The organism is Thermostichus sp. MS-CIW-38 (assembly GCF_054058415.1).
On the sequence record NZ_JBSSAH010000021.1, the window covers coordinates 1 to 19,077 of the forward strand.

Annotated in this window: 16 protein-coding genes and 1 pseudogene; 12 read left to right on the forward strand and 5 right to left on the reverse strand. The window is 56.1% G+C overall.

Features of this window, described 5'->3' with window-relative positions; translation table 11 throughout:
• The first annotated feature begins 278 nt into the window (after window positions 1–278).
• The 4 genes and pseudogenes from ACVWXZ_RS08530 to ACVWXZ_RS08545 all read left to right on the forward strand — a co-directional run bounded on the left by ACVWXZ_RS08530 (window position 279) and on the right by ACVWXZ_RS08545 (window position 4,316).
• Complete coding sequence (locus ACVWXZ_RS08530; protein ID WP_457403462.1) at window positions 279–881, forward strand: aldo/keto reductase; 603 nt, start codon at window positions 279–281, stop codon at window positions 879–881.
• A 35-nt stretch (window positions 882–916) separates the two neighbouring features.
• Window positions 917–1,100: pseudogene (locus tag ACVWXZ_RS08535) on the forward strand (hypothetical protein); the annotation flags it as partial.
• Between the two features lie 33 nt (window positions 1,101–1,133).
• Window positions 1,134–1,553, forward strand: coding sequence for an aldo/keto reductase (locus ACVWXZ_RS08540; RefSeq protein WP_414331959.1), 420 nt, complete (start codon window positions 1,134–1,136; stop codon window positions 1,551–1,553).
• 168 nt (window positions 1,554–1,721) lie between these two features.
• Window positions 1,722–4,316: a heavy metal translocating P-type ATPase gene (locus tag ACVWXZ_RS08545; RefSeq protein ID WP_457482394.1), complete on the forward strand. Its 2,595-nt coding sequence runs from the start codon at window positions 1,722–1,724 to the stop codon at window positions 4,314–4,316.
• A gap of 307 nt (window positions 4,317–4,623) precedes the next feature.
• Here the strand turns inward: ACVWXZ_RS08545 and ACVWXZ_RS08550 are convergent, their stop codons facing one another.
• The gene (locus ACVWXZ_RS08550; RefSeq protein ID WP_457482395.1) at window positions 4,624–5,859 is read right to left on the reverse strand and encodes a hypothetical protein; all 1,236 of its coding nucleotides are present in this window, start codon (window positions 5,857–5,859) and stop codon (window positions 4,624–4,626) included.
• Between the two features lie 98 nt (window positions 5,860–5,957).
• On the opposite strand from ACVWXZ_RS08550, the gene ACVWXZ_RS08555 reads away from it, so the two are divergent.
• From ACVWXZ_RS08555 to malQ, 8 genes are all read left to right on the forward strand, one after another.
• Window positions 5,958–6,692 (forward strand): DUF4388 domain-containing protein, encoded by a 735-nt coding sequence (locus tag ACVWXZ_RS08555; protein ID WP_457482405.1) that lies wholly within the window; start codon window positions 5,958–5,960, stop codon window positions 6,690–6,692.
• Window positions 6,693–7,089: 397 nt separating this feature from the next.
• Entirely contained in the window at window positions 7,090–7,974 is an 885-nt protein-coding gene (locus ACVWXZ_RS08560) for a DUF4388 domain-containing protein (protein ID WP_457482396.1), read from the forward strand.
• 80 nt (window positions 7,975–8,054) lie between these two features.
• Window positions 8,055–8,423, forward strand: a complete 369-nt coding sequence (locus tag ACVWXZ_RS08565) for a roadblock/LC7 domain-containing protein (RefSeq protein WP_457482397.1) — start codon at window positions 8,055–8,057, stop codon at window positions 8,421–8,423.
• Between the two features lie 58 nt (window positions 8,424–8,481).
• The gene (locus tag ACVWXZ_RS08570) at window positions 8,482–9,033 is read left to right on the forward strand and encodes a protoglobin domain-containing protein (RefSeq protein WP_457482398.1); all 552 of its coding nucleotides are present in this window, start codon (window positions 8,482–8,484) and stop codon (window positions 9,031–9,033) included.
• A gap of 232 nt (window positions 9,034–9,265) precedes the next feature.
• Window positions 9,266–9,811: a GTP-binding protein gene (locus tag ACVWXZ_RS08575; protein WP_414356695.1), complete on the forward strand. Its 546-nt coding sequence runs from the start codon at window positions 9,266–9,268 to the stop codon at window positions 9,809–9,811.
• Window positions 9,812–10,010: 199 nt separating this feature from the next.
• Window positions 10,011–10,628 carry an orotate phosphoribosyltransferase gene (gene pyrE, locus ACVWXZ_RS08580; RefSeq protein ID WP_414408097.1) on the forward strand — a complete coding sequence of 206 codons (618 nt, stop codon included), beginning with the start codon at window positions 10,011–10,013 and terminating at the stop codon, window positions 10,626–10,628.
• Between the two features lie 40 nt (window positions 10,629–10,668).
• Window positions 10,669–11,541 carry a polysaccharide deacetylase family protein gene (locus tag ACVWXZ_RS08585; RefSeq protein WP_457403469.1) on the forward strand — a complete coding sequence of 291 codons (873 nt, stop codon included), beginning with the start codon at window positions 10,669–10,671 and terminating at the stop codon, window positions 11,539–11,541.
• A gap of 155 nt (window positions 11,542–11,696) precedes the next feature.
• Entirely contained in the window at window positions 11,697–13,298 is a 1,602-nt protein-coding gene (gene malQ, locus ACVWXZ_RS08590) for a 4-alpha-glucanotransferase (RefSeq protein WP_414341584.1), read from the forward strand.
• Here malQ and ACVWXZ_RS08595 read toward each other — a convergent pair.
• The 4 genes from ACVWXZ_RS08595 to thrS form a co-directional block, all read right to left on the reverse strand.
• Window positions 13,295–14,842 (reverse strand): ABC transporter ATP-binding protein, encoded by a 1,548-nt coding sequence (locus ACVWXZ_RS08595; protein WP_457482399.1) that lies wholly within the window; start codon window positions 14,840–14,842, stop codon window positions 13,295–13,297. The two genes, malQ and ACVWXZ_RS08595, sit on opposite strands and share 4 nt — an antisense overlap.
• Before the next feature lie 314 nt (window positions 14,843–15,156).
• Window positions 15,157–15,462 carry an FmdB family zinc ribbon protein gene (locus ACVWXZ_RS08600; protein WP_414341588.1) on the reverse strand — a complete coding sequence of 102 codons (306 nt, stop codon included), beginning with the start codon at window positions 15,460–15,462 and terminating at the stop codon, window positions 15,157–15,159.
• 10 nt (window positions 15,463–15,472) lie between these two features.
• Complete coding sequence (gene fmdA / locus ACVWXZ_RS08605) at window positions 15,473–16,678, reverse strand: formamidase (protein WP_414341590.1); 1,206 nt, start codon at window positions 16,676–16,678, stop codon at window positions 15,473–15,475.
• A gap of 442 nt (window positions 16,679–17,120) precedes the next feature.
• Complete coding sequence (gene thrS, locus ACVWXZ_RS08610) at window positions 17,121–18,932, reverse strand: threonine--tRNA ligase (protein WP_457482400.1); 1,812 nt, start codon at window positions 18,930–18,932, stop codon at window positions 17,121–17,123.
• Window positions 18,933–19,077: the final 145 nt, after the last annotated feature.

The window sequence follows — 19,077 nt, forward strand, 5'->3', positions numbered from 1 at the left end:
GGTTTTACATACCTAGCCATACCAAGCAGCCATACTGAACATACTGTACATTATTTTCAGTATAGTCCAGCGTATCATTGACTAGAGTCATGCTCTACCAGTGAGTGATCTAGCTGGAATCACTACTCTACTGAGCCTCTCTCCCCAACAAGCAGAGGAAAAAGCCTGGTTGCTGTTTCCCAAGGCAGCTAAAAGAGGGAGGTCGTTGGCGCAAGGGGGACTGCCCACCTGCTGACGGTTGCTAGCATGCGGGAGGAGACCGCCTCGCAGAAGTTGCCATGGAGTTCATCGATCTTGCCGAGACGGGGCTAAAACTAAGCCGCGTGGGGCTGGGCACCTGGAGCATGACGGGGGATTGGTGGGGGCCAGCAGATCCTGAGGAGGCCTACGCCACTCTCCGCAAGGCCATTGACCTAGGCATCACCCTCTTTGACACCGCTCCGGCCTACGGCCGCGGCCTTTCGGAAGTGCTTTTGGGACGGGCCATCCGGGATGCCGGCTGCCGGGATCGCCTAGTCATTGCCACCAAGGCCGGCCTGCAGTGGGTCAACGGCAAGGTGGTGCGCAACTGCAGCCTCAGTTGGCTAGCTCAGGATTTGGAAAACTCCCTCCGCCGCCTGCAGACGGAGGTCATTGACATCTACCAGGTACACTGGCCAGATCCCCTAGAGCCCCTGGAGGAAACAGCCGCCTTTTTCCAGCGCCTGCTGCAGGAAGGCAAGATCCGCGCCATTGGGGTCAGCAACTTTTCCCCAGAACAGATGGATCGGTTTCGCCAGGTGGCTCCTCTGCACACCGCCCAGCCCCCCTACAACCTGTTCGAGCGGCAGATTGAAGCAGAGGTCTTGCCCTACTGTCGAGAGCATGACTCTAGTCAATAATAAGCTCAACTATACTGAAAATAATGTATAATATGTTCAGTACGGATTACTACCAGTTGATCTTTCTGTTTACTTTCGAGTCTGCCAACATGGTAGCCAAAGCAAAGCAGAAAATTGGTAGTAAGACGACACGGAAACTGCGCTTTGGGTATTCTACTCAAAGCTTTGCGGGATACCGCCATTCTGGTTGGAAACAAACAGAATGCTATCGCTGCATAGTTGAACAGTGATGTTCAGCAGTGTTCAGCGTAAATGTATCAGCACGGCATTCACACCTTGGTGTACAGCCCCCTCTGCCGAGGTCTGCTGAGCGGACGGATGACGCCGCAAACCACCTTCCCCCCAGGGGACATGCGCGCCGGGATCGATCCCAAGTTTGTTGAACCGCGCTACTCCCAGTACCTAAAGGCGGCAGAGGCATTGAGCCGGTTTGCTCAGGATCGCTATGGCAAGACCTTGGCTCAGTTGGCGGTGCGCTGGCTGCTGGATCAACCAGGGGTGAGTGTGGCACTGTGGGGGGCACGCAAGCCCTATCATCTGGAGGCAATATCCGGCCTTTGGGGCTGGTCGTTGGATGCGGAAGCGATGCAGACCATCGAGGATATTTTGCAAAGGTATGTTCCCGAGTCCATTCCCCCCAGCTTTATGTCCCCGCCTGCCCGCGCTGCCTAGTTGTTGCTTTCTGTTCCCTTGCCGTTTGCGTTAGCGGTGGGGAGCACTTTGTCGCCGGGATCCCAGTCCTACGATTGAGTTTGGCAAAAAATGGGATGTAGAGCCCTGTCCTACCGCTACATAACTGGCCAGTAGGGCGAGGGGGCTGTTAACCACGGGAGAACAAAGATGGCCATCCCAGATGCATTCGCGTCAGCAGTGCGGAGCACTTTGACCCACAAAGCAGACAGGCCAAGGGATCCGGCTGACCAGAATGGGCCCACAGCGCCTTCTCAGGAGGGATCCCTGATTCTCCAGGTGGGGGGCATGAGTTGTGCCGGCTGCGTTCGCACCGTTGAGCAGGCCCTGCTGAGACAGCCGGGGGTGGTCAAGGCCAGCGTTAACCTGGTTACCGAGTCGGCCCTTGTGGAGTTTGCCCCTGGGATCCGGCCCGACCCGCAGCACCTGGCCCAGATTTTGACAGAGGCAGGGTTTCCCAGCCGCTACAGTTCAGAGGGTGAGGCCCTCTCCGGCGGGAGTTCCGTTCGCGTCAGCGGTGCGGAGCACTCTCAAGATCCCTCTTCCCCTCCCGGTGGGTGGGAAGAAGCCTTGGATGTGCCTGCGGATCCCCTCTCTCGGCAGCGACAGCAGACCCGACACCACATTCGCCAAGCGCTCACCGCCGCTTTTTTGCTGCTGATTTCTGCCGCCGGACACTTGGATCTCTTCGCCCGTCTGGGCTTGCCCCTCCTTAATGATGTCTGGCTGCACTGGGGCTTGGCGACCTTGACTTTTGTCGGCCCAGCTCGCGGCATTGTCCTGGATGGTTGGAGAGGGGCACGGCGGCTGGCCCCCAACATGAACACCTTGGTTACCTTGGGATCCGGATCCGCTTACCTAGCCAGTCTGGTGGGGTTGCTGGCCCCTCAGGTGGGCTGGGAGTGCTTTTTCGACGAGCCCGTCATGATGCTCAGCTTCATCCTGTTGGGACGGGCCTTGGAACAGCACAGCCGCCTGCGGGCGGCCAGCAGCCTGCAATCGCTGGTGAGCTTGTGTCCCAGTTTGGCTCGGCGGGTTCAGCCTGCAGAGAAGGCGGGATCTCTGGCTTCCAGCCCAGAGGGGAACCTGGATCTGGGATCCCAAACCGGAGAATGGTGCCCTGTCGAACAGGTGCGAGTGGGGGATTGGCTCCAAGTGCGGGCCGGCGAACAGATCCCGGTGGATGGAGAAGTCATTGCCGGCCAGGCCACGGTCAACGAGGGGATGCTGACAGGGGAACCCTTGCCGGTGCTGAAACAAGTGGGGGATCCCGTGGTGGCGGGAACGCTGAACCAATCGGGGTTGCTGCTGTGCCGGGCGACGCGCACCGGGAAAGACACCACCTTGGCCCAGATCATTCGCCTGGTGGAAGAGGCCCAAGCTCGCAAGGCCCCCATCCAACGGATAGCCGACCAGGTGGCGGGCTACTTCACCTATGGGGTGGTCACGCTGGCCATTCTCACCTTTGGGTTCTGGTACTGGATTGGGATCCCGCTTTGGGGGAGCGGCGGTGCGGAGCACTTCGTCCTGGCGGGGTTCAGCCTGCACGCCCATCTGCATCTGGGTGACCATCCCCCTCACCCCACACCCCTGCTCAGCAGCCTCAAGATGGCCATTGCCGTTTTGGTGGTGGCCTGCCCCTGTGCTTTGGGATTGGCTACGCCGATGGCCATCCTGGTGGGTACCGGGCTGGGAGCCGAGCGGGGCTTGCTCATCCGAGGGGGAGATGTTCTGGAGAAAGCCCATCGCTTGCAAACGGTGGTCTTCGACAAAACCGGCACCCTCACCCAAGGGGATCCCCACCTGACGGACTGTCTCAGCCTTGACCCCTCCCTGGATCCCAATCGCCTACTCCAACTGGCGGCCACAGTGGAAAGCGGCACTCGCCATCCGCTGGCGCAAGCCATTTTGCAAGCCGCCCGCACCCAGGGTTTGCCGTTGCTCTCCGCCGGCGAGTTTCAAACCCAGCCGGGGATAGGAGTCGCCGCCCAAGTGGAAGGGCAGGAAGTGGTATTGGGATCCCTGGATGGGCTGGCTGCTTTGGGGATCCCGCTGTCCCAGGAGACCCAGGCCCAGGCCGAGGCGCTACTGGCAGCCGGCAAAACGGTGGTGGGCGTGGCTGTAGAGGGATCCCTGGTGGGGCTGCTGGCAGCCCAGGATCCCTTGCGGCCCGATGCGCAGGCAACGCTGCAACAGCTCCGGAAAATGGGCCTGCAGGTGGTTTTGCTAACCGGCGATCGGGCGGAGGTGGCCCACCAGGTGGCTGAGGCTCTGCAAGTGCCAGGTCTCCGCGTTATCGCCGAGGTTCACCCGGCAGACAAAGCTCAAGTCATCCGAGATCTGCAGGCCCAGGGTCAGAGGGTGGCCATGGTGGGCGATGGCATCAACGACGCTCCGGCTTTGGCCCAAGCCGATGTGGGCATCGCCCTGCATTCCGCTACCGATGCCGCCCTTGAGACCGCCGATATCATCCTCATGCGCAACCGCCTCTGGGATGTGGTGCAAGCCATCCGCCTCAGCCGCGCCACCTTCCGCAAGATCCAGCAGAACCTCCTCTGGGCTGTCGGCTACAACCTGGTGGGGATCCCAGTGGCAGCAGGCGTGCTCCTACCCCCCTTTGGCATTGGGCTTAGCCCGGCAATCGCTGGGGGTCTCATGGCCTTGAGTTCCCTCAGTGTAATCCTCAATTCACTCCTTTTGAGGCGAACTCTTGTATTCAGTGGATCCCCTTACAACCCGCGCTAAGAATCATCAAAACCTGCAAATCTTCTGTCACAGTTCATTGCTATTTCAGAAGTTTCACTGAATCCCCTACACATCTTTGCCAAATCTTAAGGGGAGCTTCGTCCATTTCGATCGAGTGTGCCTGACAATGTTAACTAGATTTAACTTTTTGCAGCCTCAGTGTAGAATTGAGCCAATTTAACTCAAGGCTTTCGCACTCAGTTACAGCCTGTTTATAAAAAAGGATACAAAGAAGCTTGTTTCCACGGCTGAGCATTAATAAGCTTCAAACAAACAGTTTGGTGACTGTATAGAGATGCCCTTATTCTTAACGCCGCCGTCTAGCGTATCTCAGACAGCGTTGCGTGAGATTCTGTAGGGTCAAATTAATTTTCTTTTCACTCAAGGTTTTGGCCTGTTCAAACTGCCGTATGGCTTTATTCTGTCGCCCTGTGGCGAGATTGGCAATCCCAGCTTTGAAGAGCAGTGCGGGATCATCGGTCTGGTTGATTAGCCGTCTTTCATAGCGATTGCCCATGGTCAGGGCAGAAGCCACCGCCAGTGCCAGAACATTGTCCTCCTTCCCCTCACCCTGTGGGGGCAACATTCGGCGGCGAATCCCCTGCACCTCATCCCCAGGCACCTGCACCTTTTCCTTGGCCGTACGCCTATCTATATCCTGCCCTTGGGGTACCCCCAACCATTCCCCCAGTTGCGCCAGCGTTTCCGCACAAGCACGGCGATGAGGACGTTTGACCAGCGGCAGATACACCGTCTCACCGCCTATTTCTAATGCCAACGTAGGCTGATTCCCATAGGCATGAACCGAACGAATCGCACTCAGCGGCCATTCATAAACCTCCAAGCGGTAGTTCCAAACTGGCACAAAATTGAAATGATCCCGATGGGGGTCTTTTTGGATTTTCACCAGACCAGGAAACCAGGCTTGAAAACAAAAGGTTAATTCCCCTACCCTTTTGTCAAACTCATAGGTATAGGTCGCTATGTAGGAACAAACAATCAAGCTAAAGAAGACAAAAAGTAAAAGACTGGCGGGGAGGAAAAACATCAAAAAATACCCTACTACATATAAAAAAAAGCCCGTTGGTGATTTCAGAAGAATAGCTCCCAACGGGCCAAGAATAAACTTACTTAACGTCCAGGAAAGGAGTATGAGCAATCCACCACCGAATCCTGGAACCTTGTCGAGCAGCCATATTCTAAGTGCCAATCTAGCGAAGCCTGTGATTCCTAATTTTTCACTAATATAATTTTCCAACCATTGCTGGATGGAAAAACTGATTAGCAAAAGCATGAAACCCAAACTGATCAAAATAACCATGAGTGGGGTAACCAGTCGTTCAGCCAAATCACCTTGATCAATGAACGCAGAATAACTCCCTTGCAAATCAGTAAAAATTATCGTCTGCACTAAGCCTAAGCCAATAATAGAAAAGAAAAAGGCAGCGATTACCCGTCCCACTCCATCCATCTGTTCAAGTCCTACCAGGGTTAACTTTTCCCCGGATTCTGAGCCGCTGATCTTTACCTGCGTACTGCCCATAACCAGAACTTATCTAATTTTGGTTGCCTTCACAGTACAAACTTTACAAATCAGTGTCAACCGTGATGGAGATTACATATCCCCAATAAGGTCGGGTCATTGCTGCCCTACCACCTCAGGAAGAACACCGCCTGGAGAGCTTGCTGGCCCATTCCGGCTTGGTGAGCGAGCGGGTGGTCGAGAAGCTGGCTTCCTTTTGCGGCTCGGAAGAGCCTCTGGGGCGTTGCTTGCAGCGGCAAGGGTTGATTACCCCAGCAGCCCTGGCCAAGCTCTTCCGCCATCAACTGCAAACCGGCCTCTACAGCCTCTTCGCCCTCGAATCCGGCCAGTTCAGCTTCCTGCCCAACGTGCCCATGCCCTACCGAGAAATGACTGGCCTCAGCAAAAGCGCCACCGCTGCCGTCCTGGAAGCCCTGCAGCAGCTCAAGCTGGAGCAGCGCCCCGAAAAAGACCTGCCCGAACCCGATAGTTGCTTTTGGCGTACCAGCACCGAACTGCCTCTGTTCAAACTTTCTGCGCTGGAGTGGGGGATCCTGGAGCAGGTGTCGCCTTCTCGCAAGCTGACAGCTTTGGCTCAAGCACTGGGGGCGGACCTGCTGGAGGTGCGCTATGCCTGTGCCCGTCTGGCCAAGCTGGGGTTGATCAGTCCTTGTGAGGGGCCAGCGGCCAGTCGCTTGGAGCTGTCCAAGTCGATTGCTGAGGAGGTGAATCCCGAGCCGGTGAGGGAGAGGCTGGGGGCAAGGGTGCCTGGTCTCCAGGATGAGGGCGGCCCCGTCAAGCCTTCTCTGGTCAGTCGATTAGCCACCCTCCTCAAGGGCATGCGCGAAAAGTGAGGCAAACCGACAGAGGGAGAACAATCCTCTGGCTTTGTAAAGAAGTTGGGAGATCCTGCTAACTTTTATCTAACTTCTGTTCAAAGAGAAAGCAAAAATAGGGGTTTTACTTTACAAAGCAACATGATCTAGGCCAAGGCCGAAACAAAGCGAACCAGAAGCCTTCTGTGAGAGGATTGAGAGTACCGCCTGATCGTATTCTGATTGTACTCCATGATAGATTTTCCCGGACGGTCAGTGTAATTGCTAGCGGGCAGAGTATCGAGCTACAAAAAACACGGTCGTAGATACACGGTTGTTGACCGAGAGTCCACGTACAAGAATAGGGATGTCTAAAAAATCACTGAAGCATTGATTTTTCGCCCATTCCATCGAAGTGGAGGTTCAAAAAATTCTTATGGCTATAGTTGGAGACCTCCAAGAATTTTCCTTGCCCGATCTGTTGCAGCTGATCGAGAGAGGCAGCAAAACAGGACAGCTCTGTATCTGGGCGCCCAGAGGTATCTACAGGATCTGGTTTTACCAAGGTCGGGTCATTGCTGCCCTACCACCTCAGGAAGAACACCGCCTGGAGAGCTTGCTGGCCCATTCCGGCTTGGTGAGCGAGCGGGTGGTCGAGAAGCTGGCTTCCTTTTGCGGCTCGGAAGAGCCTCTGGGGCGTTGCTTGCAGCGGCAAGGGTTGATTACCCCAGCAGCCCTGGCCAAGCTGTTCCGCCATCAACTGCAAACCGGCCTCTACAGCCTCTTCGCCCTCGAATCCGGCCAGTTCAGCTTCCTGCCCAACGTGCCCATGCCCTACCGAGAAATGACTGGCCTCAGCAAAAGCGCCACCGCTGCCGTCTTGGAAGCCCTGCAGCAGCTCAAGCTAGACCAGCAGCCCGAAAAAGACCTGCCAGAGCCCGATAGCTGCTTTTGGCGTACCAGCACCGAACTGCCTCTGTTCAAACTTTCTGCGCTGGAGTGGGGGATCCTGGAGCAGGTGTCGCCTTCTCGCAAGCTGACGGCTTTGGCTCAAGCACTGGGGGCGGACCTGCTGGAGGTGCGCTATGCCTGCGCCCGTCTGGCGAAGCTGGGGTTGATCAGCCCTTGTGAGGGGCCAACGGTTCTGGCTCGGTCTGGTCACTGGGAGCTGTCCAAGTCGATTGCTGAGGAGGTGAATCCCGAGCCGGTGAGGGAGAGGCTGGGGGCAAGGGTGCCTGGTCTCCAGGATGAGGGCGGCCCCGTCAAGCCTTCTCTGGTCAGTCGATTAGCCACCCTCCTCAAGGGCATGCGCGAAAAATAAAAGCATAGGGATATTTGCAGTCATGTTTTCGGTTTTCGGGTAGAAACATTAGAAATAGGGAATCAGCAGGGAGATGTAGGATGGCTAATCTGTCCTCTTTGCAGGCGATCCTCCAGAGCTATGTTGCCAACACACCGGAAGTCCAGGGAGCAGCAGTGGTCACCCCCGACGGGCTACCTTTAGCTTCCACACTGCCTGTGGGTATGGATGAAGAGAGAACCTCTGCTATGTCGGCTGCCATGCTTTCTTTGGGCGAACGGATTGGAAAAGAGCTGGGGCGCGGAGCCATAGAGAGGGTTTTTGTACAGGGAGAAAAAGGGTACGGGGTTTTGGCCAGTTGTGGCCCCGATGCTGTCTTGCTGACAATTGCCAGTCATGAAGTCAAGCAGGGCTTGCTTTTTTTGGAAATTAAGCGAGTCGCGGCAAGCATTGCAGAGGCGATGAAGTAAGAAAACCGGACGCGGAATCTAATTTTGTTTTTGATTTTGTCCTGATGTTGAGGAAACTATGGCCATTAAACCTTCGGAGCTGCTCCAAGTTCTGATCTCTCGCACCCAATTTACAGATGAAGACAGGAAGATTTTGCAGCAAAGTGCCGACTGGGGCAGCAGCATTGCTGTAGAAATGGCGGATACCTTTTACAGCTACCTGGATCGCGATGCCGAGATGGCGGCAGTGATAGCCAAACACAACCGGCAGCGGCTGGGTCAAACCTTTGCCGAATGGTTCAAGGAAATGTTTACGGGCATGGACAATTGGGGCCCCCAGTATGCGGATCGCCGCTGGAAAATCGGCATAGTTCATGTGCGCGTTGGCATCGGCCCCCAACATGTTGTACCTGCTATGGCCACAGTTGTGCAGGAGGTGAGTCGGCAGTTGGCGAAAGAAGGCAAGCCTGAACAGTTGCGCACCAGCTTGAGCAAGGTTTGCATGATTGACCTCTCTTTTATTGAGCAAGCTTACCTTGAGGTGGCCTATAACGCCGTGCAACAGGAAACAGGCATGAGCGAGGCTTTATTCAAACGGTTAATTGCCAATGGTGCCAACAGTTTAATTTGAGTTGTTTGAGTTAGAGTGGGCTCTTGCTTACTCTACTTGCTTAATTTCTCTACCTTCTTGGGCTGAGGTGCTTGAGTTTCTGGGATCCCTCTGGAGCAGAGCTGGCGTTGGTATCTTTTTTAGATTATCTTAGAAGCAACCTGGAGATAGCTTTACCTCCCGTGCGGCACATCGGTGCACTCCCCCGAGTTTTATTCAGCTTTGTCGCTAGAGCTTAGTCTGAGGCCAGTTTATGGGAAATATCTTGCGAATTGTTGTAACAGGGCCGGTGGGAGCTGGAAAGTCTACCTTTATTCGCACGATTAGCGAGATTGAGGTAGTAGACACCGATTGCAAAGCAACGGACGAGGTGGCAGAGCTGAAGAAAACCACGACGGTAAGCATGGACTTCGGCCGCTTGAGAATTGGAGAGGAGGAAGAAGAGATGTGGCTGCATCTCTACGGCACTCCCGGCCAGTCTCGCTTTAACTTTATGTGGGATATTTTAATTAAGCGCGCCCACGGCTATGTTCTTCTGGTGCCTGCGCACTTGCCGGGCCAATTTCGCAACGCCCAAGCCATTCAATCTTTTATGAAAGCCAGGACAAGTGCCCCCTGCGTGATTGGGATCACCCACGTCGATCAACCCAATGCCTGGGATCCAGAAGACATTTTGTTAATTTTGGGGAATCAAGATGGCGCGATTCCCCACACCACTTTGAATGCTCAAGAGCCATCTTCTGTTGCCAACACGTTGCTTCTGTTGGTTGAGCAAATGATGCCCCAGGTGGTTGTTTGAACAGATTTTCAGGTATCCAGCAGGCTACAGCTTTTTTTAGCAACATCGACCCCAGCCAACACAGGCGTATCTTTTGTGGGACAGGGATCCCTCCCGTGAAGCCGAAAAACGGGAGATTGGATTCGGTGGAGATTTGCCGCATAATGAAATGTCCTGAGTGCTCTTTCTGGCCAGCCATTGAACCAAGGGGATCCCTGCTGTGTTGCTTCTCGATTGCTCTCCCCTGACCCTTTCCCCAGAGGAAGCGCGGGAGAAACTGTTGTATCTCCTCGCCCAACTGGCCTATCGAGAAGGCTCCTTTACCCTCACTTCTGGACAGAAGAGCCCCTACTACATCAACTGCAAACCGGTTACCCTTCACCCCCAAGGAGCTTATTGGGTGGGATCCCTGCTGCACCGACTGTTGCCGCCCGAAACCGAGGCAGTGGCCGGAATGACGCTGGGGGCAGATCCCTTGGTGACGGCGGTGAGTTTGGCCTCCCTGAGGGCTGAGCCTGCCAACCTAGCCGCCCTAATCGTGCGCAAAGAGCCCAAGGGGCACGGTACGCAAGCCTGGATCGAGGGGCCGGAGTTGCCGGCAGGCAGTCGGGTGTGGATCCTGGAAGATGTGGTGACCACCGGCAGTTCTGCTTTGAAGGCTGTCGAACGGGTGCGGGCAGCCGGCTACCGGGCGGAAGGGATCCTCGCTTTGGTGGATCGGCTGGAAGGGGCAGAAGATCGCTGCCGAGAAGCAGGGATCGCCTTTCGTCGCCTATTCACCCTTCCAGAAGTGCAGGCTTGCCATCGGGCCTTGACCTCAGGAAAATCAAAGGACTAGCCTGCCCCCTTGGTGAGCATCAAAGCTTTGGAGAGCGGACATGCTGCCCCCTGCCTACTCAGCTCTGCCCAGCCGAAATCTGCCGAGCCTACCGCATCGGGCGCGGGTGGCTGTGTACGTGGTGATGAACATCGAGCACTTCACCTTTGGCAAGCTGGGCACGGCCATTCAACCCCATCTCACCAGCTCCCCTGAGATCGCCAACTATGGCTGGCGGGACTACGGCAATCGGGTGGGCATTTGGCGCTTGTTTGAGCTGTTTGCCGAGCTGGGGATCCCGGTGACGGCGGCCTTGAATGCGGAAATGGTGGATCTTTACCCCCCCATCATCGAAGGGATCCGCCAATACGGCTGGTCGGTGCTGGCCCACGGCTGGAACAACTCCACCGGCCACAGCGGCCTGGCCCGCGAAGCCGAACAAGAGCTCATCGAGCGCAGCTTGTCCCTTTTGGAGAAGGTTTCCGGATCCCGCCCTTGGGGCTGGCTGACGCCGGGGTTTTCCGTTAGCGAGAACACCTTTGACCTGCTCAAGGCTGCCGGGATCCGCTACACCACCGACTGGGTAAACGACGACCAACCCTACTGGTTCCCAACTGCCGCCGGCCCCCTCTTGGGGATCCCCTACACCCTGGAGGCCAACGACATCAGCCTCTGTCTCAGCGCCCGCCTGTCGGCAGAAGCCTTTGCCCAGGCCCTCATCGACCAGTTTGATCAACTCTGGCAGGATGGGGAGCGCTCCCCTCGCATCATGGCCATCGGCCTGCACCCCTTTATTGTCGGGCAGCCTCTGCGGATGGGATCCCTGAAAAAAGCCTTGCAGCACATCCAATCTCGCCCTCAGACTTGGCTCACCACCGGTGATGGCCTCTATGACTGGTATGCCCAAGCCTGCCCTGCCCCCGAGGTGGCCTGACGGGATCCCCTGGCCAGAGGGAAAAGCGCGTCTTGGCCTTGGATCCTGCTCATTTTTTAACTTTGTTCTAATTTTGTCTTGTCTGGAGCTGTCCACCGTGGCTCTGGAAGTGACAGCATAGGCGGTGAAGCCACCTTCAGCAAAAGGGCTTGGCCATGCGCATGGGCAGACTCAGCGGGATCCTCTTGCACCCCACCTCGCTACCGGGGCCATTTGGCATCGGCGACCTGGGGCCGGCTGCTTACCGGTTTGTGGATTTTCTGGTGGAGAGCGGCCAGCGCCTCTGGCAGGTGCTGCCTCTGGGACCTACCGGCTGGGGCAACTCCCCCTACATGAGCTTTTCCTCCATAGCCGGCAACCCGCTGCTCATCAGCCCGGAGCTGTTGGTAAAAGCCGGCTGGCTAGAGCCCGACAGTTGGCAGGACCTGCCCCAATGGCCAACGATCCAAGCCGGATCCGCCGAGCGGGTGGACTACGAAACCGTGATCCCCTTCAAGCTGGGCCTGTTGCACCGCGCCTGGGCTACCTTCAAAGAAAAAGCTTCCGGCCCCGATTGGGAAGCTTTCCAAGCCTATTGCGCTGCCGAGGCCGACTGGCTGCCGGACTATGCCCTGTTCATGGCCCTCAAGGATGTGTACGGCGAGCAAGAGTGGAACCAATGGGATCCGGCCTTGGTGCGACGGGATCCGCCGGCTTTGCAAGAGGCTCGCGATCGCTATGCCGATGCCATTACCGAGCAGATGTTTTGGCAGTATCTGTTTGCCCAGCAGTGGGGATCCCTAAGGGAGTATGCTCATCGGCATCAAGTGCGGCTCATTGGGGATGTGCCCATCTATGTTGCCCCCAACAGTGCCGACGTGTGGGCCAACCGGGAGCTGTTTCACCTGGATGAACAGGGACGGCCTTTACAAGTAGCCGGTGTGCCGCCCGACTATTTCAGCCCCACCGGGCAGCGCTGGGGCAACCCCCTCTACAACTGGGAGGTGCTCAAGGCTCGCGGCTACGACTGGTGGATCCGGCGCATCCAGGCCATCCTCAAGCAGGTGGACTGTGTGCGCATCGACCACTTTCGCGGCTTCGAGAGCTACTGGGCCATTCCAGGCGATGCAGAAACGGCTGTGGAAGGGGAGTGGCAAAAAGGGCCGGGGGCAGATTTCTTTCAGACCCTGGCCGACAAGTTGGGGGAAATCCCGGTGATTGCCGAAGATCTGGGAGACATTACGCCGGAGGTGTTGCAACTGCGGGATCAATTTGGCTTGCCCGGCATGAAGGTGTTGCTCTTTGCCTTCGGCTCTGGGCCCGATAACCCCTATTTGCCCCATGCCTATGAGCGCAACTTTGTCGTTTACACCGGCACCCACGACAACAACACGGTGGTGGGTTGGTTTAATGACCCGGATCGCTCGGAGTGGGAAAAACAAAACCTGCTGCGCTATTTGGGCTGCCAGGGATCCGGGGGCATCCATTGGGATCTGATCCGCTTGGCCCTTTCTTCCGTAGCCGACCTGGCCATCATTCCCCTGCAGGATGTGATGGGGCTGGGGGCAGAGGCGCGCATGAACTTCCCCGGCACCACCGAGAACAACTGGGCCTGGCGCTACCGCGAAGAGATGCTGCGGCAGAACATGATCCAGCGCCTGGCCGAGATGAGCGTCACCTACGGGCGCATCTCTCCTCAAGAGTTGGAACAACGGCGAGCAGCCCTAGCCCAAGAACGGGCGGCAGGATCTTCTCAAGCTGCCCCCGGCCTCGTCTAATGCTGGATCCCGCCCATCAGCAGCCCTAGCTGCTCTTCGGTGGCCTCTTCAGGCGTGAGTTCTCCCACCAGGTGGCCCTCATGGATCACCAAAATGCGATCCGACAAGCTGATCACCTCATTCAAATCCGCCGACACCAGCAGCACCCCCATGCCCTGATCCCGCGCCTGCAGGATGCGCCGATGAATGGCCTCGATGGCCCCCACATCCACCCCCTGCGTCGGTTGGGCAGCCACCAGCACCTTGGATCCACAGGAAAGCTCCCGCCCCACAACGATCTTCTGGGCATTGCCGCCAGAATAGCGGCGGGCCGTCAGGGAAATGCTGCGGGGGCGAACGTCGAAGCTCTCCACCACCTGGCGGGCATGTTGGTCAATGGCCTCTTCCCGAAAAAATCCCAACCAGCCGGTATACGGCTTTTGATGGTGATCCCCCAGGATCAGGTTGTCGCGGGTGGGGAAATCCAGCACCAAACCTCTCACATTGCGATCTTCGGGGATATGACTCAGACCCCAGCAACGCACCTGTCGGGCCGAAGCAGACAGGGATCCGGCTCCATAGCGAATTTGGCCGCGGTAGCTTCTCAAGCCGGTGATCGCCTCCACCAATTCCGTTTGGCCGTTTCCCTCCACACCGGCAAGGCCCACAATCTCGCCGGCAGGTACCTGGAAGCTCGCCCCCGCCACCGCCGGCTTCCGCCCCGGTATATCCACCCACAGATCTCGCACATCCAGCAACACCTCCCCAGGGGTAGCGGCCTTTTTTTCAACGGTCAGACTGACTTCCCGCCCCACCATCAGCCGCGCCAGTTCCTGGGCATCGGTTTGGGCAGTGGGCAACGTCGCCACCACCTTGCCATCCCGAATGACGGTGACGCGGTCGGCCAGTTGCATTACCTCCTTCAGCTTGTGGCTGATGAAAATGACAGCTCCCCCCCGCCGGGCAAAGCGGCGCAAAAACGCAAACAGCTCGCCTGCCTCCTGCGGAGTCAACACTGCCGTCGGCTCATCCAAAATCAAGATGCGGGCCTTGCGGTAGAGCATTTTCAAGATCTCCACCCGCTGCTGTAGGCCTACCGGCAGATCCTCCACTCTGGCGTCGGGATCCAGATGGAAGCCCATCTCGGCAATCAACTGAGCCACCTCAGCCCTGGCCCGACGGAAATCGACCTGAAAAAGATGGCCGGGTTCGGCCCCAAGAACCACGTTTTCCGTAACCGTCAAGGGATCCACCAACATAAAGTGTTGATGCACCATCCCAATTCCCAACCGAATGGCATCGGCGGGACTGTGAATTTTGGCCAGTTGCCCATCCACTTGAATGGATCCCTCGTCCGGGCTGACCAACCCATAGACGATCTTCATCAGGGTAGACTTGCCCGCCCCGTTCTCCCCCATCAGCGCCAGAATGTCTCCCCAACGCACCTCCAGATCGATGTGGTCGTTGGCCAACACCAGAGGATAACGCTTGGTGATCCCCTGTAAACGAAGGGCGATATCGCTGCGATGGGATCCCTCTGCCAAGGAAGGATCAGGCCCACTCATGAGGTGCTTCTTGAACGCCTTTTCCAGCATAGGTTGTGAACTGCCATGCCAGAGGAAAGCATTTCTGGGGGTATTGTGAGAGTCTCTCTTTTTCTAAGCACTATGGTCATTTCGATTCAAACTGGGACACTGCACCCACACCTAAAACGTTGGTCACGTCGTTACGTCGTCGCATCGTCGCGTCAGCGTTGCGGTTCCCGTCAGGGTGCCGTAGGCATAGCAATAGCGCTGCGGAGCAATAATGCACGGGGCCAGAAGGCTTTTTTCAATAGCCCAGGCGTCTTACCCTAGCCTGAAACAACTATGTCTAATAACTAATGGTGCAACATCCAAGGTCGCCCACAGGATTGGGAGCGATATTTTGGCGAGTTTGGATCAGAATTTGAGTGCTGTTCACGCTTGATCAGTTTGGGTTCTCTTCCCCCCTTTGAAATAGGCAAAGAGCTGGAAAGCTGAACCATGGGAACTGAAATGAGACGTTTCCCTTCCTGATTGCAAGAAGGACAATAGGCCGGATCTCGATATTGAGATAAGGGCCGCCATACCTCAAACTCCCCACAGGTTTGACACTTAAACTCATACAGCGGCATCTTCCTATTCCACCCCCTTGAACGAGGCATCGGATAACATTCACCTAGGGAGAATATCTATGTCGAAGATTTGCGTAGGAACAGCCACCGTACAGCAAGCATTGGGAATATCGACGATCCCACTCACTCTGCCCTCCACCGGTGCAGAACTGAGCAGCAGATAAGCTTGTTCTCCCGTAAAGCCGAATTTTTTCAGATATTCGATGGCATTTAAGCAGGCGCGTCGATAGGCAATGTGAACATCCATATAATGCTGCTTACCTGTAAGCTCGTCCACAGAAATGCCCTCAAACACAAGGTATTCCGAGTAACGTGGCTCAACAGGGCCGGGCTTAAAAATGGGGTTAACCAATCCGTACTTCTCAACACCACCCTTGATTAGATCGACGTGGAGATCGATGTAGCCCGACATCTCAATAGCGCCACAAAAAGAGATCTCCCCATCCCCTTGCGAGAAGTGAATATCTCCCATCGACAGCTTGGCACCCTCCACGTAAACCGGGAAGTAGATCCGTGTTCCTTTAGACAGGTTTTTAATATCGCAATTACCGCCGTGCTCTCGCGGGGGCACCGTCCGAGCCGCTTCAGCAGCAACCCGCTCATACTCTGACTTGGGCAAAGTTCCCAAAATTGCGTTCTTGGGATTGGGCAAGGCGGCCAGCACAGGCTGATTGCCGGATAGCCCCGCGCCGTAAGTGCGCAAATCGGGAGCCGAAGCGACCAGCTCAGCTTCCCGCTTATTCCAAGCCGCCAGCAACTCGTGAGATGGGGCACAGCCAATGAGGCCGGGGTGAATGATGCCGGCAAAGCGCACATGGGGAATGTGTCTGGAAGTGGTGTAAATGCCTTGAAAATCCCAGATGGCTTTGGCCGCGTTGGGAAAATGATCGGTGAGGAATCCCCCTCCATTTTCTTTGGCAAAAATACCTGTAAACCCCCACTCGTCTCCCGGCAGTGGCCCAATGTCTAACAGATCGACAACCAGGATATCTCCAGGCTGGGCGCCGTTAACCCAAATAGGCCCACTCAAAACATGGACAACGCTTAGGTCAACCTGCTCAATGTCGGAAGGATCATCGTTGTTTTTGATTTGCCCATCCGTCCAGTCTTTACACTCAATTCGGAATACCTCGCCAGGGTTTACAGAAACCACAGCGGGAATATCAGGATGCCAGCGGTTGTGACCCGGTAGATCCTGTTGATCCATTGGCTTAGTCAGGTCAACTTTAAACAGCGTTTTGGGCATGGGATCCTATCCTTGAGTCATCACTCTGCGGTCAGACTTTGAATGCACAAAAGCCTATCTCCAATAGAGAAGCTAATACTGTAGTAAAAGCTACAATTCATAGTGCTGTTATCTACAATCGCAGAGCGGGAGATGAGGAGCTTAGATCGACAGGCTATTTCACTGCAATTCAAAGTAACTATCAATCAATTCACCAAAGTAACGGCCAATCCATTCGGCGACAGATCGATTTAGCCGTCAGCTCCTAAAGCGTTGCAGGATCCTCTCCAGAAAATCCCTAGAGAACATGGTGGGTTGTCGGCCAAATCCTGATTTTTCAATTAGCCCCCTTGGCTTCCCTTGAGAAAGGGAAACTCAAGCTCTTTCTTGAGATCCTCAGAACCTGGGATCCTCAAGTTCTGAAAACCCAGTTGCCGCAAGCCAGGGATCCCGAATGCCCAAGCTAGTCAAGTGCCTGTAGCTGGGCTAGGAAATCTGCCACCGTCAGGGATCCCAGCTCTTGCCCATGACGCTGGCGTACGCTCACCGTTCCTGCCGTTTGTTCCTGTTCTCCCACGATCAACATAAAAGGGATCCGGGCCTTCTCGGCATTGCGGATTTTTTTGGGCAAACGATCGCTGTCGGCATCGATGTGAACGCGGATCCCCTGCTCTCGCAGCTGATCCCGCACTTGGGTGGCATAGCCCAAATACTGATCGGAAACGGGCAAAATGCGCACCTGTTCCGGGGCCAGCCAGAAGGGAAAATCCCCAGCGTATTCTTCGATGAGGATCCCAATCAGCCGCTCCAGCGAGCCAAAGGGAGCACGGTGAATCATCACCGGACGCTGCCGGGATCCGTCCTCAGCTACGTATTGCAGATCAAAGCGCTGTGGGTTTTGGTAATCCACCTGCACCGTGCCCAGTTGCCACTCCCGATCCAGCGCGTCGCGGAAAATAAAATCCAGCTTCGGCCCATAGAAGGCTGCCTCTCCGATCCCTTCAAAGTGGGGCATCGACAACTTCTCCACAGCGCGACGGATGGCATTTTCGGCTTTGTCCCAATCTTCGGGGGATCCCAGATATTTGTCCGACTTGGGATCCCGGAAGCTGAGGCGGGCGCGAAAATCCTTGAGCTTGAGCTTATCGAAAACCACCAAAATGAGATCGACAACCTTGAGAAACTCCTCCTCCAATTGATCGGGGCGAACAAACAAATGGGCATCGTCCACCGTGAAGCCACGCACTCGCGTCAGACCTCCCAATTCCCCCGATTGCTCGTAGCGATAAACGGTGCCGAACTCGGCATATCGTAGGGGCAAATCGCGGTAGGATCTCAGCTCGGATTTGTAGATTTGGATGTGAAAAGGACAATTCATCGGCTTCATGACAAAGCCCTGTTCAGCCGCACGCGCCTGCTCATTCTCTGACATCATGGGAAACATATCTTCCCGATACTTTTGCCAGTGGCCGGAGATCTTGAACAAGTCCACACGGGCAATATGAGGGGTAACCACCGGCAGGTAGCCCCGCTTGAGCTGCTCCTGCTTGAGAAAATCCTCCAGCACCCAGCGTAGGGTAGTTCCTTTCGGAGTCCAAAGGGGCAAGCCCGGACCCACTTCATCGGAAAACAGGAAGAGACCCAGTTCTTTGCCCAGCTTGCGGTGATCCCGCCGTTTGGCTTCTTCCAGCCGCCGCTTGTATTCCTTCAGCTCCTCTGGGGTCTCCCAGGCGGTACCGTAGATGCGTTGGAGCTGCGGCTTGGTCTCGTCCCCCCGCCAATAGGCGCCGGCCACGCTGAGCAGATCGAAAGCTTTGGGGTTGAGCTCTTGGGTGTTTTCCACGTGGGGACCGGCACAGAGATCCCACCATTCATTCCCCAAGTGGTAAATGCTGATGACCTCCCCTTCGGGAATGCTGTCTAAGATCTCCAGCTTGTAGGGTTCTCCGAGGGCTTCGATGCGGCGCCTGGCCTCTTCACGGCTCACCTCCTCGCGGATCACCGGCAGGCCCTTTTTGATGATTGCCTGCATCTCTTTTTTGATGCGATCCAGATCTTCCGGCGTGAAGGGCTCGGGATGGTCAAAATCGTAGTAGAAGCCGTAGTCGGTTGTGGGGCCGATGGTCACCTGGGCCTTGGGAAACAGCTTTTGCACCGCCATAGCCAGGACATGGGAAGTGGTGTGGCGGATGCGCTCCAGTTTGGGAGACTCGTGAGTGCGCAGCAGTTTGAGGGTGCTGTTGGCCTTCTGAGGTGATTCGGCTGGCTGAGACATCGGAACCTGCTTCGACAACAAAGAAAGAACAGTGAAGAAATGGATATCCATGTCCCTATCTTAGGCTGGGGCGAGAACGGCAGGGATCCCCAGCTAATCAATTCCCCTGTTTGCCGAGTCAACCGCGAACCTCACCTCACGACTC